Raw genomic sequence first — 15,613 nt, forward strand, 5'->3', positions numbered from 1 at the left:
GATATGAATGGAATGATTGCGGAAATCTTACCTGATACGATATGCCTTGCCTAGTGCAGGCCGTGAGTGAGGCTGTTTATCCGTTAAACGTTAGCTATCCGGCCTAATATATTTTAATCAATGGGATGGTGATGCATGTTGTTTGGCTCTAAAAAGAAAAAAGCACAAAAACAAAAAAAAGACACGGCCGCCCCGCTGACCAATGTGGATGAAGCCGTGAGTCTATTGAATCAGTTTTCACATCCGCGTTTGGTGGAGCAGTGGGCAAGCCAACCACATTGGGTGAGCGTGACTGAACACGGCTTTAAAGTGACGTTTCCATTTGCAGCGGCGTCAGTGATGCAGGCGCTCAATGACTGGCTGAATGCCCAGTCGACGACATTGGCGCAGCAGTTTCAACTGACACAGAGAGTGGCGCCGTTAAAAAGTGGTGATAAGTCGCCCGTCAAAGGGGTGAAAAACCTGTTAGTGGTGAGCTCGGCCAAAGGCGGTGTGGGTAAATCGACGACGGCGGTCAATTTGGCACTGGCACTGCAGGCGGAAGGGGCATCGGTGGGCATTGTCGATGCGGATGTGTATGGCCCATCGCTCCCGATTATGCTCGGCGCTAAAGACAGCGAGCCGCAAACCCATGATGGCAAATTGATGGAGCCTGTGATGCGTCATGGCATTGCCTCTAATTCAATTGGTTACCTGGTGCCCGCTGATAATGCCACTGTGTGGCGTGGGCCAATGGCCTCGAAAGCCTTTGCTCAATTGATCAATGAAACCCGCTGGCCCGAACTTGATTATTTGGTAGTTGATATGCCACCAGGCACCGGTGACATTCAGCTTAGCTTGGCGCAGCAGTTTCCGGTGACGGGAGCGATGGTGGTTACCACGCCACAAGATCTCGCACTGGCTGATGCGATTAAAGGCGTGGCGATGTTTGAGAAAGTACAGGTGCCGGTTCTCGGGGTAATTGAAAACATGAGCTACCATATTTGCTCACAATGCGGTCATCATGAAGCGATTTTTGGTACTGGTGGTGCAGCGAAAATGGCTCGTGAGCAAGGCGTGCCAGTGTTAGCTCAAGTGCCGCTTCATGTCGCGATTCGTGAGGACATAGACGCAGGCACACCGAGTATGGTGGCGCGCCCTGACAGCGAGCATGCTGCTGTCTATCGCCAAATGGCCGCCACCGTCGCCAGTCAGCTTTATTGGCAAGGGGAAACGCGCCCTGAACAAATAAGCGTACAAACGGTGTCGCCCTGATTGAGCAACGTGCAGCTATCGCAGGCTTAAAGCAGCGGGTCAGTCAGGGAAGCGTGATTTTCTCTGGCGCCAGCGGCTTCAACTCCCTATAATCAGGCGGTTTATGTAGATTCCGCCAAGCTTCCTCTGGGTATTCATATTATGAGTGACAACAACCACCAATGCGTTATTATCGGCATAGCAGGTGCCTCTGCTTCCGGTAAAAGCCTGATCGCTAGCACCATTTATAAGGAATTAAAGGAAAAAGTCGGCGATCATCAAATCGGCGTGATCACGGAAGATAGATATTACCGAGATCAAAGCCATCTCAGCATGGAAGAGCGCGTACAAACCAACTATGACCATCCACAAGCGCTAGACCATGACTTGCTTTGCGAGCACCTAGAAAGCCTCGCGGCAGGTCAGTCTGTCGATGTGCCTGTGTACAGCTACTCAGAGCATACCCGCATGGATGAAACCACCACCATGACACCCAAAAAGGTGATCATTTTGGAAGGGATCCTGTTGCTAACCGATCCACGCCTGCGCAATCTGATCCATGCCAGCGTCTTTATGGATACTCCCCTTGATATTTGCTTGTTGCGCCGCATGAAACGTGATGTGGCTGAACGTGGCCGCACGATGGACTCCGTGATGGAACAATATCAGAAGACGGTCCGCCCTATGTTTATGCAGTTTATTGAGCCGTCAAAGCAATATGCCGATATTATCGTGCCACGCGGGGGTAAAAACCGCATTGCGATTGATGTGTTAAAAGCGCATATCGCGCGATTACTGAAAGCCTGATTTGGGTATGATGGTTTCACTGACCTCAATCTCGCTGCTTTTTATGCAGTGGACAACAAGCTAAATGAATGCGGTGCGTGAATGTATCGCCCCATCTATTAACCGTGAGGACTATCCGATGCGACTATGCGACAGGCATATCAAAGAACACCTTGATGATGGCCGCATCAAAATTGAGCCACGTCCGGCAGAGGCGTCGATTTCTGGTGTGACGGCGGATGTGACGTTGGGCAATCAATTCCGGGTGTTTAATGACCACGGCGCAGCATTTATCGATCTGTCTGGCCCGAAAGAAGAGGTCAATGCCCAGCTTGAACGTGTGATGAGTGATGAAATTGAGATTGCTGATGGTGAGGCTTTTTATCTTCATCCAGGCCAGCTCGCGCTTGCTGTCACGCATGAAGCGGTGACCTTGCCTGACGATATCGTCGGCTGGCTTGATGGCCGCTCGTCGTTGGCACGTTTAGGGCTGATGGTGCATGTGACTGCGCACCGGATTGACCCGGGCTGGTCGGGCCGTATTGTGCTGGAGTTCTATAACAATGGTCGTTTGCCCTTGGCGCTACGACCCGGTATGCCGATTGGTGCGTTAAGTTTTGAGCCTATGTCGGGCGCGGCTGATAAGCCGTATAACAAACGCGACAACGCAAAGTATAAAAATCAGCAAGGGGCAGTTGCCTCTCGCATTAGCCAAGACAAGGTTTAACGATTGCAATGCGCCTACGGGCGCATTTTTTTGTTAACGTGGAACCCGATCGCGAAATCATGGTCGATAATGCGGGTATCTCTCGTAAGTGGTATCGCCTGTTACGCACAAGGAGCATCTTGCAATGATAAAAAAAATCGCCCTTACTCTCGCTGTTTTGGTGGTGGTCGTCATGGGTGGCATCGCCGCTTTGCTCGCCACCATTAATCCTAACCAGTTTAAGCCATTGTTGGTCGAGCAAGTTAAAAAACAGACAGGCTATGACATGGTGATCGGTGGCGACATTGCTTGGCAGTTTTGGCCAAGTTTGGGTTTTTCAATCGAGGATGTCGCGATAAAAAATCGCCCCGGCTTTGATGAACCCGATTTGATGCGCTTATCTCAAGCCCGCCTCTCTGTCGATGTGTTGCCTTTGATGTCGCAAACCTTGCAGATCGGCGAAATTACATTGCAAGACCCACATGTGTTTATTCAAACCCTGAGTAATGGGGAGAGCAACCTCATCTCGACATCGCCGACGGCTGAGCCTCAAGCTGAGCCAGCGCCACAATCAGGCTCATCCGCTGATAGCACGAGCACCGAGGCAAAGGCGTGGAACGTATCGCTACAAGGGCTCAGTGTGGCCAACGCGAGTGTGGTCGTCAAAGATGACCAAGCGGGCACCATGACAGCGTTGCGCGATGTGGATCTTGAGGTGGGCAATCTGGCGACGGATGTGTGGACGCCACTGTCAGTGTCGTTGCGCGGCGAGCAAAATGACGCTCGCGTTGAGCTGGAAGGTCAAGGTGAGTTGAAATTGGCCAGTGACCTGATACAAAGCCAGATGCGCAAACTGGCGTTGACGCTCTCCGCCGAGCAAGGTGCACTGACCCTAGAACAAGCGAACCTCACCCTCGATCGTTTGGCGCTGGGTGAGGCGGCGCAGTTGGGCTTTAATATCAACGCGCAAACCGCAGACATCGACGTTGAAAGCTCGGGGCAAGCCCAGGTCACTATCGCAACGACGCAAGATAAGATCACGGTTCAGGGGTTAGACATGCTCACGACGGTGTCTGGCGAGCCTATCCCCAACCAGTCGCTTAGCCAAGCGCTAGCCGCTGATATTGTGTTTGACATCAACCAGCAAACGTTGACGGTCAGTGAATTGATCAGCCGATTAAACGACGATGATGTTGTGGTGGATGGCAAAGTGGCAGTTAAATTGACGGAGATCCCCCAAGTTCGCTTTGCGCTGAATACCAACCATATTGACCTCGATACGCTGATACCGACAGACAATGCAGCGCCTAATCAATCTGCAAACGATAGTGAATCTGGCTCTAATGATAAATCCAGCCCGAGTACGCAAGCGGCGCCACTGAGCAAAGAAGAGCCTGATTTGAGTGTGTTGAAGACGCTAGATATTGCCGGCTCACTGGCAATGAAAGGGCTTACTGTGAGTAACGTTACCTTAGGGCAAACACGCGCGACGGTGGCCATCGACCGTGGCAAGGTCGACGTGTCAGAGCTGACGACGCAAGCCTATGAAGGCAGCGTGGTTGTGCAAGGGATGTTAGATGCTACGCAAACGCCCGCTCGCTATCAGGTAAGTAAAAAAGCACGTGGGATCCAAGTGCTTCCGCTGCTGGAAGACGCTGCCCAGGTTGATCTTTTAGAGGGTAAGGGTAACGTCGATATCAATGTACAGGGCAAAGGTTTGTCGCCGTATGCATTACGTCAAGCGATTCAAGGCAGTGTCGCTATTTTCTTCGAAGATGGCGCGATTAATGGGATAAACTTGGCGCAGATGCTCAGAGAGGCGAAAGCGACGCTGAAAGGTGAGTCGGCAGCGGCCGCCAATGAAGTACGTAAAACAGACTTTAGCGCACTCACTGCGAGCTTTACCTTAGGCAACGGCATGGCACGCACCACCGACTTACTGTTGGAAGCGCCCGCGCTTCGGGTACGTAGTGACGGACAAACCGATCTGTTACAAGAGACACTCGATTTTAATGTCTATACCTCGGTGGTCGAGACCAGTAAAGGCCAAGGCGGTAAAGATATTGATGAACTGCGTGATGTCACCATCCCAGTGACGGTGGCCGGTACCTGGCAATCGCCGAGCTATAAACTAGACATTAAGCAGCTACTCAGCAGTAATAACGCGTTGGAAGAAAAAGCCCGCAAAGAGGCGCAACGAGGGTTGAAAAAGCTACTGGGTGATAAAGCGGATGACGATAAGGTCAAAGAGACGGCAGATAAACTCCTTAATTTATTTCAGTGATCGGCTGACAAGCTATTGGGCTATCTAATGCAAAGCCATTAAAGGACGGTTTATGGATTCTGTCACGCAAGCAGCGTTGGGCGCCACTGTCGCGGGCCTAGTTGCCGGTAAACGCTGCTCTCCGAAAGTGCTACTGGCGGGCGCAGCCCTCGGAACCTTACCGGATCTGGATGTATTGATTGATTACGGCGACCCGGTGGCGAATACCGTGAATCATCGAGGCTTCAGCCACTCGTTGTTTGTGTTGCCTTGGGTCGGCGCACTCATTGCATGGTGCTGGTGGCGCTGGCAGCGTCAGTGGCCACTTTGGCAAGTGATGACGCTGGTCATCGCGGTGCTTGTCACCCATCCATTGCTCGATGCAATGACGGTATATGGAACCAAGCTATTCTGGCCGCTTGAGGTGCCATCGGTAGCGGTGGCGAGTCTGTTTATTATCGATCCCCTGTATACGGTGCCTCTACTGGTTGCGCTCATCAGCGCATTGGTATGGCGCCATCTGGGAGCCAAGGCATGTGGTGTTGGGTTGATGGTCTCGAGCCTTTACTTGGCCAGCTCTGTGTACCAGCTCCAACAAATAAAAACCCGTGTTGCCGAACAAACACAAGGAACCTTGCTGGAAGGCCAGCCGTTAATCATTATGCCAACGCCGTTTAATACCTTACTGTGGCGTGTGGTCGTCAGTGGCGAAGAGCAATACTGGGAGGGGTTAGCCTCACGACTTGATGCCAACCCTTCAATTGATTGGGTGGCGCAGCCTCTGGGAGAGTGGCCACTGGCCAACTCTGATACCCTCAGCGCTCTGCGGACGTTTTCACGTAATTTTATTCGCTTTGAAAACCGAAACGGGCAGCAGGTAGTCACCGACTTGCGCTTTGGTGTGGCCGCCTATCAGCCGTTCCAGTTTTTGCTTGCAGAACAAAATACAGACGGGGACTGGTATCCTGTGTCGCCCAAACAACTTGAGCCTGGCCCGTTGCCCGAGACCGCGCTACCCGCGTTGTGGCAACGTTTGTTGGGCGATCAATCGATAGACGCCAAACTCTGCCGGCAGTCGTGTCAGCAAACTGACCCGCGTTGGGCCGAGCCCATCTCATCTGCCGCCTTACCGGCGACGGCCTCTGAAAAACAATGAGCGCACGCCGTGCACACGTATTGTCTCACGTTGTCAAAGGTTACCAATCAATGCCTTGGCGCGCTTTAATACCGGCATCAAACGCATGTTTGACATTGCGAACTTCAGAGACAGTATCGGCGATTTCGATTAAACGACGGTGAGCGCCTCGACCCGTGATCAGCACAGATTGCTCACTTGGGCGTTGGCTAATTGCATCGATGACATCGTCCAGGTCAATGTAGCCATAGGTGATCATATAGGTGATTTCGTCCAGGACGACCAAACCATAACTAGGATCGCTGAGCATGGTTTTGCATGCTGACCAGATTTTTTGTGCGGCTTGCGTGTCGGCTGTTTTATCTTGGGTATCCCAGGTAAACCCTGTACTCATCACATGAAAGTCCACGCCATGCTGACTGAGTAAGTCTCGCTCACCGCATGCCCACGTTCCCTTGATATACTGCGCCACCCCGCATTTGAAACCATGGCCTGCGGCGCGTGCGACAGTGCCAAAAGCGGATGTCGATTTGCCTTTGCCGTTGCCTGTAATAATAAGAAATAGCCCTTTTTCTTGTTGTGCGGCGTCAATCCGAGCATCGACTTTTTCTTTCAGTTTTTGCTGGCGCTGTTGATGACTGTGTTCTGACATGTGATTTCCAACCTTTGGTTAACTTAGGTCTATAGTAAAGGGACGATAGGGTGGATGCCACCCATGACATTCTGGCCACAAACCGACGGCCCCAGCCAAAGGACGCTATGATGATAAAAGGAACGCACGCTCTTATTGCTTTGTTGGCTCTATGTTCGCTGCCTGCTGTGGCGGGTAAACAGATAGATTATCAGTTAGACGGGGAGGCATTTTCCGGCTACCTAGCTATCCCTGCCTCTTTTGAGAAAGGCAGTGTGGTGATTATTCATGACTGGGATGGGCTAACGGACTACGAACGTCAACGTGCGGATATGCTGGCAAACTTGGGCTATCGTACGTTTGCATTAGACATGTTTGGCGCCGGGAATCGACCGACCAGCCTAGAGGCGAAGAAAGCGGCGACTCGTTCACTGTATGAAGACAGAGTGCGGATGCGCGAACTGATTGAAGCAGGGATGAGTGCCGCGCAATCGCAAGGTGTGACGCAGCCAGTAGTGGCTGGCTATTGTTTCGGTGGCACGGTGACGTTAGAGCTTGCACGCAATCCAGGCAATATGCCTGTCAGTGGCTACGCGAGTTTTCATGGCGGTTTGGGCACGCCAGATGGTCAAGGCTATTCAGAGGACATTGCGCCACTGTTTATTGCTCATGGTGGGGCGGATAAAGCGGTGCCCATGGCAGATTTTGCGACCTTTATACAAACGCTAGAGCAGGCGGGTGTCGATTACTGGTCGCAAGTGTATGGTGGGGCGCCGCATGCGTTTACCGTATTTGGCTCGGAGAGGTACCGTGAAAAAGCTGATAAAAAGTCTTGGCAGGCGTTTAAAACGTTTTTGACGGATCGGATGGAATAGTGACACGAGGAGAAAAGAAATGATTCGTCATGTATTGCTTGTTCGTTTTACCGCTAACGCGCGCGATGATCAGATCCAAGCACTGAAAGATAAATTTGAATCAATGCCTAGCGTCATTGATGGCGTTGGGCCGGTCGAATGGGGAGAAAACAACAGCCCAGAAGGTAAAGACCAAGGCTACACGCATGTGATTGTGATGACGTTTCGTGATGGTGCTGCGCGGGAGCGCTATTTACCGCATCCTGAACATGAGGCGCTAAAAGCGATATTTCGTCCTATCCTGGAAGACATTATTGTTGTGGATTATTCCGTGCCAGCATAGGTGCTGACAAACTGCCCTATCACCGAGTATTACCTGCCTCACTATAGGCAGTGCTTAGCCTTATTGGTAATCTGAGGGCTTATCAATAAGGAGGTTTGACGCTGATGACAACTGATAATCAAAGGCCCAGTGTTTTGGTGGTGTGCTTGGGTAACATCTGTCGTTCGCCCACCGCAGAAGCCGTATTACGTGCTCGCGCACAGGCGCGAGGCTTGGCAGTCGATATTGATTCGGCGGGCACGGCAGGTTATCACCAGGGTAACCCGCCTGATAGACGTAGCCAAGCGGCAGGGCAGGCGAGAGGCTACTCGTTTGAAGGTATTCGAGCGCGCCAGGTCGGCCCCGCAGACTTTGTGTGTCATGACATGATTCTGGCAGCCGATGAGAGCAACCTGGCTGACTTGCAAGCACAATGCCCACCCGAGCACCAAGGCAAGCTGTCTTTATTTCTCCACTGGGGCGAGCATACCGAGGGGCCGATCCCCGACCCTTATTATGGTGGCCCTGACGGCTTTGAGCGGGTGTTAGACTTGCTTGAACAAGCGGCAGATGGGGTGCTGAATCATATTGAAGCGCATCTTTTACCTCGTTAGTTGAGAGAGTGCGCGTCTAGGATGAACGCATGGATGGGAAGAATAAGCAAAAGGCGCGTGATGAACGCGCCTTTGTTTTAAGCCTACGTGAGCTGACTTACCATTTCTTTTTCGGTGCAAACAACTCGTCTAGATCGCTTCTTTCTTCTTCTTGCTCCGACTGGAGTTTTTCATGGCCAGTATTCAGTGTATGGGTAATATCGCTATGCATTTGCTCTAAATGCTTTTTCATCTCTTGCGAGTAATCATCGGTTTTGGGCGAGACCACATCAATGGCTTTTTTCAATAACTGCTGAGCGGTGCCCATTTGCCCTTTTTGCTTGGCGTCATTGGCACGCTTAATCACATTCTCAATATTGATTTTAAGTTGCATCTTTTCCAAGCGTGCGTTCTCAGCCACAAACGCTTGCGTCGCTAGTCGTCCCTTAGAGTGCTCCGCTTTCACCACGGAGCGCAGACGTTTTACTAGCTTGAGCATCGAAATCGCTTGTCGATCGTTATCTGGCACTTTAAAGGAAGTCGACTCGCGGTTTGAGTAGCTTTGTTTGATTTCATCGATCTGCGCTTGCGTCGCACTAATACGTTGCTTGATGGATTTATCGGAATCATCAATCTCGTACATGGCTTTCAAAGAATCTAGGATCTTCTTATTCAAGCAAACCAACAGCGTCCCGCTATATGGCAGATTATGTGCATTACCAATCAGCTCTTCAGTGGCGTCAATCACTGCAATGTGCTTAGCCATCTCTTGGCGCTTGTGAGATTCAATTTGCTTACGTTGTTGAGCCAATATGTTGTAGCCGACAATCAGGCCGAGCAATATGACACAAAGGCCAGCTATCAAGGCAATATTCATAATTCAGCGTCGATGTTCCTTGTAATAAACTCAACTGGTTAAGATACACGATCTCAACCGACAGAGATAGCATCAATCAAGGATGGAGGCAGCATGAGTGATCCGCCTCTAACTCTGCACATTACATCCGATTCGCATGCGCTGATCATAGTGTGGCCCATAATCGTGCACTTGGCGATAAACTGGTTGAAATAATCGGATTTTAGCGATTGGGCAATACCCTATTTGTTCACCAAATTGCTTAGTGAATGTGCAATCGCTAACGTTTATATAACCAAAGCCTATTAAATAGTCTAATTTGGGTATATAAATAATCTATCACAACCCAATGCTGTCACTTAACCCATGAGGCTCGCGCGTCTGCACTATGAAATTACAACAGCTTAGATATATCGTTGAGGTCGTCAACCACAACCTAAATGTGTCTGCGACCGCAGAGAGTTTGTATACCTCTCAGCCTGGGATCAGTAAACAAGTTCGATTACTAGAAGACGAACTAGGCGTGCAAATATTTGAGCGCAGTGGCAAACACCTTACCCAAGTCACTCCTGCTGGTGAGGCTATTGTGGAAATATCTCAAAGTATTTTGTCTCGGGTTGAAAGCATTAAAGCGGTGGCGAGTGAACATACTCATCCAGAAATGGGAAATCTCAATATTTCCACCACCCACACACAGGCACGATATGCACTGCCCGATGTGATCAAAGCATTTACTGCCCGCTACCCTAAAGTCTCTTTGCATATGCATCAGGGAACGCCGACGCAGATCTCCAGCTCGGTCGCCAAAGGCACATCAGATTTTGCTATCGCGACCGAAGCTTTCCACCTCTATGAAGACTTAGTGATGCTGCCGTGTTACCACTGGAATCGTTCGATTATTGTGACGCCTGATCACCCACTGGCACAGAAAAAAAACAATATCACCATTGAGGATTTAGCGGCCTATTCTCTTGTGACCTATGTCTTCGGTTTTACCGGGCGTTCAGAGTTGGATGAGGCGTTCCATCGCGCCAATCTCACTCCCAAGATTGTATTTACCGCCACAGACGCGGACGTAATTAAAACCTATGTGAAGTTAGGGCTAGGGGTTGGCGTTATCGCCAGTATGGCGATGGATAGCCAAGCTGACTCGGATCTGGTCGCCATTGACGCTAGCCATATTTTTGGTGCTAGCACGACCAAAATTGGATTTCGTAAAGGCACCTTCCTTCGCAGCTACATGTATGACTTTATTGAACGCTTCGCCCCACATTTGACGCGCAATATGATAGATAAAGCGGTGGCTCTGCGTTCAAACGAAGAAATTGATGCCATGTTTAAGGACATTCCGCTGCCAATTCGCTAAACTGCCCGTGTACGACAAGGCTGCGTCAAGCAGCCTTTTTTGATCACGCTTTTATTCAAGTCCTGATAGCAGCCATGTCTTCCGTCTCTTTTCAGCAACAGTTCACTCAATTAACCCAGCTTCTTACCCAGTTTCAATGGCTATGGCAACCGATGCCAATGGCACATAGATGTTTACCGTGGCAGGAAGAAGACGCATTGTGCGCTTGGCTGGCCAGCTTGGATTATTCCCAGATAACAGCACTCAAGGCAGCACCTGAAGCTGTGATTACCCAGTTGTCGAGCTGGTGGCCTGCGTTGGCGCCATTGACCGAACTGACTGCTGTACCGCAGGCGAGTACGACCAAGGTGGGTGTGGATCCGCGGTTGGCGGTAGGGGTTCCGGGAAGAAAGTGGGCGCAAATCGAGGCATACATCGGTGCGGTTCCCACTCACGGGGAGACGGTACGCTATCTCGAATGGTGTGCCGGAAAAGGATATCTCGGGCGTGCCATCTCATCGGTGACCGGTAAGCCGGTTGAGAGTATCGAATGGCAAAAAGCACTTTGTGATCAAGGACAAGCGTTTGCACAGCGCAACGCCCTCGCGATGCGATTTTACCCCTTAGATGCCATGGACACGGCGGCGGCCGCTGTGATGGCCGGTTGTGACCACGGATTAGCGTTACATGCCTGCGGCGACTTGCATGTAACGCTCCTGCAAAAAGCAGTGACGTGCGGTATGCCGCGTCTATCCGTCTCTCCATGTTGCTATCAGCTGATTCGTGGGGAGATTTATCAGCCACTCTCGGATGTCGCCCAGAATACGGGAATGCGGCTGACAAAAGCTGACCTTAAACTTGCCGTCCAAGAATCGGTGACTGGTGGACAGCGAGTGCGTCGCCAACGGGAACAGGAAGTTATTTATCGCTTAGGCTTTGATGAATGGCAGCGAGACTGGCAAAACCAGGATCATTACTTGCCATTACCCGCACTGAAAAAATCACAACTTAGCCAAGGGTTTGCGGAATTCTGTCGTTGGGGTGCGGCACAAAAAGGGCTCTCGTTACCCGATGATTTCGATGTGGATGGCTACTTTCGCCGCGGGGAGGTGCGTTTTTCCATTCTCGAACAAATCAACGTCGTTAAGAGCGCCTTTCGCCGAGCAATGGAAATATGGCTGGTGTTGGACAGGGTGTTATATCTTGAGCAACACGGGTACTCGGTGAGTCTGATGCAGTTTTGTGAGCGTGAATTGACGCCTCGCAATCTATTGATTCATGCTGAAATGATTAATGCGCCCAGCACACCAGCCCATCCTTGACGTGTTACGCGCGGTGAACAAGTGTCGATAAGATGATCAGCCGTAAAAGCTCGCTCAAGACTGAGTAAATCGTTACACTCTGGTTACCTATCTTTACCTGAAGTTACTTTTTATGCCTGATATCGGCGTTTCCATAGCGGTGGCCATGATCTTGGGTCTCGGCTGTTTTGTGCAAAGCTTGGTAGGCTTTGGTATGGCGATTGTGGCGGCACCACTATTGCTGATGATTGATCCCAAACTCGTCCCAACCACCATTTCTATGGTGGGACTGACATTGGCGAGCATTAATGCCTGGCAATATCGGCATCAACTCTCATTTCGTGATCTTAGTTGGGCTTACTTAGGCCGTGTGCCGGGGACTGCCGTGGCCGGAGGCGTGATGTTGGTCGTCACAACACAAATGCTGGAAATTATCATCGGGGCAGCCGTCTTAATCGCAGTATTGGCCAGTGTCATGCGCTTTGACATTACCCCTAATCGACGAAACTTTTTTGTCGCCGGTTTTACCTCTGGGGTGATGGGCACGACGACGAGTATTGGTGGCCCGCCAATGGCCCTTGTACTGCAACACGCTGATGTCAATAAGATGCGCGYATGCCTGGCGGGGTACTTTGCGATCAGCTGCATCTTGTCTTTGATCGCCTTAAGCGCCACGGACTTTCTGACATGGTGGCACTTAAAGCAAGCGGCTTTTGCGGTGCCTGCCGTACTGGTGGCGACATGGCTTGCTTATCGGGTCGCACCAAAGGTGAAACCGCAGCTCGTCCGTCGGGCAATGTTGCTACTTTGTACCTTAGCTGGAGTCAGTACGCTGGTACGCGGCTTGATGGGTGGCTAGAAAATAATAAAAAATGACGCCCCGTCAGTGGGGCGTCATCGAATCATTGGATGGTTAGCGAGCGATGATCAGCCAATAAACTGTGCCACTACAACGCTTATGCCTCCCACCATTGCCAAGCTAAGGCCAAGATTCCCACCAATCACCTGATAATGCTCATCTGTTGAGACGGTTTGACGTGCTTTACGCACCATCAGCACAGGTAGCACCACCGCAAGAATCACCAGAGCAATTGCCGCGTAACCTAACGCAGTGATAAACCCTTGAGGGTAGAAAAGTGCGAACACCAAAGGCGGTAAGTAAGTAATAGCGGCGGTTTGCAAGCGGCCACGTATGCTATCTTGGCGATTAAAGCTATCGGAAATAAAGTCAAATAATCCTAAGCTAACGCCGAGAAATGACGTGGCTAAGGCTAAATCAGCAAAAAGCGAAATGCTGGAGGCGATATAATCTTGTTGCACCACCGATTGGATGATGGCAACGAACTGAGACAGTTCACCGTTTTGCACCAAGGTAGCTTGTGCCACTGTTCCTAAACTCGCGACTTGCCAAAAAATGTACAGTGTAAGTGGAAGAGTCGAGCCGACGATCATCACTTTACGTAGTGAAGGCAGATCTATCCCGACATAACGTACAATCGAGGGGATACTGCCGTGGAAGCCAAAAGAGGTGAAAATAACGGGCAGTGCAGCGACCAAGAGCCCTTTTTCGACTGGCATCTCTACGAGGTTAATGCTGGAGACGTGTGGGGTGAGTAAGGTTAACGCTAAAATCAGGAATAAGACTTTAACAGTAAATAAACCACGGTTGATTAAATCCACTTTACTCGTACCCAGGGTCACCACTAAGCCAAATACGAGGGTGAACAACACCGCACCGGCTGCTGGCGGTAGCTCGATGGTTGACCATTGTGCCAGCTTCTCATTGAGCTGGCTCCCACCGCCCGCAATATAAGCGGCGCACAGAGAGTAAAATAAGAACAACATGGCGAATGAGGCAAGCCACTTGCCCTTATCCCCTAAAAACTGTTTGGCCAGACTGTGCAATGTGGCATCCGCGTCAGCGTACTGATGGACCTCTAGCATTAACAGCGCTGTGTAGGTCATCAGAGCCCACATCGCCCCCATTAATGCCATCGATGCCCCAAATCCAATACCAGCGGAGGCAAGTGGTAAAGCTAGCATGCCTGCGCCAATGGTTGTCCCTGCGATAATCAGCGAACTTCCTAGTACTTTATTCATATTATGTTTAACCAGTGTTAATAAAAAGTTAATTGTTGTGTTCGCACAAAAGATAACGTGAATTTATGCGCATTGTGCACTGTCTATGCAGATAAAAAAACGGATGCGTGTAATGCTAAAGGTACGAATAAGTAAAGTAAAGTGTACGGTTAGGCTGGGGTAGTGAATCGAGCGGTCTAATGTCATAATCAAAGACGAATCACGGTGACCAATAAGGAGCGGCAGGGTGGAAAACCAACAACATCAAGCACCAATGCCACAAATCGCGATGCTTTCTACCGGAGAGGAAGTGTTGCTGGGAGATATCACGGATACCAATGCAGCATGGCTATCAAGGACGTTATTTGAGAACGGGCTAACAATGTCTCGTCGCGTGACCATTGGAGATGACCTTGATGATATGGCGATCGAGCTGGTTCGATTATCACAGACAGAGCAAGTGGTCATTGTGAACGGAGGACTGGGACCGACCACAGACGATCTCACTACGGCAGCAATGGCATCGGCGATGGGGGTTGAGCTAACACTGAACGAAGCGTGGCTTGATGAGCTGAAACAGCGCTTTGAGCGACACGGCCGGCCGATGGCACAAAGCAACCTTAAGCAAGCGATGTTACCTGACGGTGCGCGCTTAATTGAGAACCCGAAAGGGACGGCGTGTGGTTTTCACTGTGAACTCAATGGGTGTCATTTTTATTTTACGCCTGGTGTGCCCTCTGAGTTTTTCGACATGGTTGAGCGCCAAATCCTTCCTGAGTTGTTACATGTTTACGCGGCAAAAGCGCGATCGTGTTACCGTTTGTTTACATTTGGCTTGTCAGAGTCCGGGATCAGTGACGTGATGGCATCATTAGTGCTTCCTGACGATGTGTCACTGGGATATCGCTCGAGTTTGCCTTTTATTGAGGTGAAGCTGTTTATTGATGCAGAGCATGATGAAAAAGACACCATACTTGAGGCGCTGCAACAGCGGCTCGCTGATTATGTGGTGTCATATAATGAGCCAATGGCTTCAGCATTAGCGTTTGATGTTAATCGTCACGGTATTGCGTTGAAAGTGGCTGAGCAGTTCACTGGTGGCTGGCTATCAAGCTTACTCAATGGGCAAGCGGCTTATTTGGTTGAACAAGGCTGGGTGATGTCGAACGCCCATGTGCCAGAGCAAGCGTTGGCCAATCCGTTAGCAGCCTCACTGGCGATGGCCAGTGCGACGATCAGCCCCGAGCAAAAGCAAATTGGCCTTGCCTGTGGTCCGGAACTTCACGGACAAATCTGTGTGGCTATCTCCACACCCGAGGGCGAGTGGGGGCAGCGTTTAAGCTTTAAACGGCAACTGTCTCACGACGATGCGCGCTGCTATATCTCCACTGTATTGTTAGATATGTTAAGGCGCTACTTAAATGGATATACGGTGATTGCCGATTATGCCTCACTGACGCGACATGACGATATTTATATTGATGCAGACAGCATAGAATAGAAGGTCGG

Annotated in this window: 15 protein-coding genes; 12 read left to right on the forward strand and 3 right to left on the reverse strand. The window is 50.5% G+C overall.

Going from position 1 to position 15,613, the window contains the following annotated elements:
* Positions 1 to 135: 135 nt before the first annotated feature.
* The 5 genes from apbC (at position 136) to BZG72_RS04025 (ending at position 6,144) form a co-directional block, all read left to right on the forward strand.
* Positions 136 to 1,254 (forward strand): iron-sulfur cluster carrier protein ApbC, encoded by a 1,119-nt coding sequence (gene apbC / locus BZG72_RS04005; RefSeq protein ID WP_077579222.1) that lies wholly within the window; start codon positions 136 to 138, stop codon positions 1,252 to 1,254.
* A gap of 141 nt (positions 1,255 to 1,395) precedes the next feature.
* On the forward strand, positions 1,396 to 2,040 hold the full coding sequence (gene udk / locus BZG72_RS04010; protein WP_077605938.1) for a uridine kinase: 645 nt from the start codon (positions 1,396 to 1,398) through the stop codon (positions 2,038 to 2,040).
* A 118-nt stretch (positions 2,041 to 2,158) separates the two neighbouring features.
* Positions 2,159 to 2,746, forward strand: a complete 588-nt coding sequence (gene dcd / locus BZG72_RS04015) for a dCTP deaminase (protein ID WP_046073840.1) — start codon at positions 2,159 to 2,161, stop codon at positions 2,744 to 2,746.
* Positions 2,747 to 2,870: 124 nt separating this feature from the next.
* Positions 2,871 to 5,009 (forward strand): AsmA family protein, encoded by a 2,139-nt coding sequence (locus BZG72_RS04020; protein ID WP_077666140.1) that lies wholly within the window; start codon positions 2,871 to 2,873, stop codon positions 5,007 to 5,009.
* A gap of 52 nt (positions 5,010 to 5,061) precedes the next feature.
* Positions 5,062 to 6,144, forward strand: coding sequence for a metal-dependent hydrolase (locus tag BZG72_RS04025; RefSeq protein ID WP_077579225.1), 1,083 nt, complete (start codon positions 5,062 to 5,064; stop codon positions 6,142 to 6,144).
* 40 nt (positions 6,145 to 6,184) lie between these two features.
* On the opposite strand, the gene cobO is transcribed toward BZG72_RS04025, so the two are convergent.
* Positions 6,185 to 6,775 carry a cob(I)yrinic acid a,c-diamide adenosyltransferase gene (gene cobO, locus BZG72_RS04030; RefSeq protein WP_077666141.1) on the reverse strand — a complete coding sequence of 197 codons (591 nt, stop codon included), beginning with the start codon at positions 6,773 to 6,775 and terminating at the stop codon, positions 6,185 to 6,187.
* 107 nt (positions 6,776 to 6,882) lie between these two features.
* Between cobO and BZG72_RS04035 the strand changes: the two genes are divergently transcribed.
* The 3 genes from BZG72_RS04035 (at position 6,883) to BZG72_RS04045 (ending at position 8,544) form a co-directional block, all read left to right on the forward strand.
* Entirely contained in the window at positions 6,883 to 7,629 is a 747-nt protein-coding gene (locus BZG72_RS04035; protein WP_241832513.1) for a dienelactone hydrolase family protein, read from the forward strand.
* Between the two features lie 19 nt (positions 7,630 to 7,648).
* Positions 7,649 to 7,951, forward strand: coding sequence for a Dabb family protein (locus BZG72_RS04040; protein ID WP_077666143.1), 303 nt, complete (start codon positions 7,649 to 7,651; stop codon positions 7,949 to 7,951).
* Positions 7,952 to 8,055: 104 nt separating this feature from the next.
* Entirely contained in the window at positions 8,056 to 8,544 is a 489-nt protein-coding gene (locus BZG72_RS04045; RefSeq protein ID WP_077579228.1) for a low molecular weight protein-tyrosine-phosphatase, read from the forward strand.
* Between the two features lie 97 nt (positions 8,545 to 8,641).
* Here BZG72_RS04045 and BZG72_RS04050 read toward each other — a convergent pair whose 3' ends face one another.
* Positions 8,642 to 9,400: a DNA repair protein gene (locus BZG72_RS04050; RefSeq protein ID WP_077579229.1), complete on the reverse strand. Its 759-nt coding sequence runs from the start codon at positions 9,398 to 9,400 to the stop codon at positions 8,642 to 8,644.
* Positions 9,401 to 9,767: 367 nt separating this feature from the next.
* Here BZG72_RS04050 and cysB point away from each other — a divergent pair, with 367 nt between their 5' ends.
* From cysB to BZG72_RS04065, 3 genes are all read left to right on the forward strand, one after another.
* Positions 9,768 to 10,745 carry an HTH-type transcriptional regulator CysB gene (gene cysB / locus BZG72_RS04055; protein ID WP_046073507.1) on the forward strand — a complete coding sequence of 326 codons (978 nt, stop codon included), beginning with the start codon at positions 9,768 to 9,770 and terminating at the stop codon, positions 10,743 to 10,745.
* Positions 10,746 to 10,819: 74 nt separating this feature from the next.
* Positions 10,820 to 12,046 carry a methyltransferase gene (locus BZG72_RS04060; RefSeq protein ID WP_108743017.1) on the forward strand — a complete coding sequence of 409 codons (1,227 nt, stop codon included), beginning with the start codon at positions 10,820 to 10,822 and terminating at the stop codon, positions 12,044 to 12,046.
* A gap of 112 nt (positions 12,047 to 12,158) precedes the next feature.
* Positions 12,159 to 12,884, forward strand: a complete 726-nt coding sequence (locus BZG72_RS04065) for a sulfite exporter TauE/SafE family protein (RefSeq protein WP_077666145.1) — start codon at positions 12,159 to 12,161, stop codon at positions 12,882 to 12,884.
* A 68-nt stretch (positions 12,885 to 12,952) separates the two neighbouring features.
* Here the strand turns inward: BZG72_RS04065 and tyrP are convergent, their stop codons facing one another.
* Positions 12,953 to 14,125 carry a tyrosine transporter TyrP gene (tyrP, locus tag BZG72_RS04070; protein WP_077666146.1) on the reverse strand — a complete coding sequence of 391 codons (1,173 nt, stop codon included), beginning with the start codon at positions 14,123 to 14,125 and terminating at the stop codon, positions 12,953 to 12,955.
* Positions 14,126 to 14,351: 226 nt separating this feature from the next.
* Here tyrP and BZG72_RS04075 point away from each other — a divergent pair, with 226 nt between their 5' ends.
* The gene (locus tag BZG72_RS04075; RefSeq protein WP_241829535.1) at positions 14,352 to 15,605 is read left to right on the forward strand and encodes a CinA family nicotinamide mononucleotide deamidase-related protein; all 1,254 of its coding nucleotides are present in this window, start codon (positions 14,352 to 14,354) and stop codon (positions 15,603 to 15,605) included.
* The last annotated feature ends 8 nt before the right edge of the window (positions 15,606 to 15,613 follow it).

It is taken from the genome of Salinivibrio sp. PR6, assembly GCF_001995955.1.
Classification (GTDB): Bacteria; Pseudomonadota; Gammaproteobacteria; order Enterobacterales; family Vibrionaceae; genus Salinivibrio; species Salinivibrio siamensis.

Coding starts and splice junctions, on each gene's coding strand:
- apbC (WP_077579222.1), top strand. CDS start 136: ATGTTGTTTGGCTCTAAAAAGAAAAAAGCACAAAAACAAAAAAAAGAC.
- udk (WP_077605938.1), top strand. CDS start 1,396: ATGAGTGACAACAACCACCAATGCGTTATTATCGGCATAGCAGGTGCC.
- dcd (WP_046073840.1), top strand. CDS start 2,159: ATGCGACTATGCGACAGGCATATCAAAGAACACCTTGATGATGGCCGC.
- BZG72_RS04020 (WP_077666140.1), top strand. CDS start 2,871: ATGATAAAAAAAATCGCCCTTACTCTCGCTGTTTTGGTGGTGGTCGTC.
- BZG72_RS04025 (WP_077579225.1), top strand. CDS start 5,062: ATGGATTCTGTCACGCAAGCAGCGTTGGGCGCCACTGTCGCGGGCCTA.
- cobO (WP_077666141.1), bottom strand. CDS start 6,775: ATGTCAGAACACAGTCATCAACAGCGCCAGCAAAAACTGAAAGAAAAA.
- BZG72_RS04035 (WP_241832513.1), top strand. CDS start 6,883: ATGATGATAAAAGGAACGCACGCTCTTATTGCTTTGTTGGCTCTATGT.
- BZG72_RS04040 (WP_077666143.1), top strand. CDS start 7,649: ATGATTCGTCATGTATTGCTTGTTCGTTTTACCGCTAACGCGCGCGAT.
- BZG72_RS04045 (WP_077579228.1), top strand. CDS start 8,056: ATGACAACTGATAATCAAAGGCCCAGTGTTTTGGTGGTGTGCTTGGGT.
- BZG72_RS04050 (WP_077579229.1), bottom strand. CDS start 9,400: ATGAATATTGCCTTGATAGCTGGCCTTTGTGTCATATTGCTCGGCCTG.
- cysB (WP_046073507.1), top strand. CDS start 9,768: ATGAAATTACAACAGCTTAGATATATCGTTGAGGTCGTCAACCACAAC.
- BZG72_RS04060 (WP_108743017.1), top strand. CDS start 10,820: ATGTCTTCCGTCTCTTTTCAGCAACAGTTCACTCAATTAACCCAGCTT.
- tyrP (WP_077666146.1), bottom strand. CDS start 14,125: ATGAATAAAGTACTAGGAAGTTCGCTGATTATCGCAGGGACAACCATT.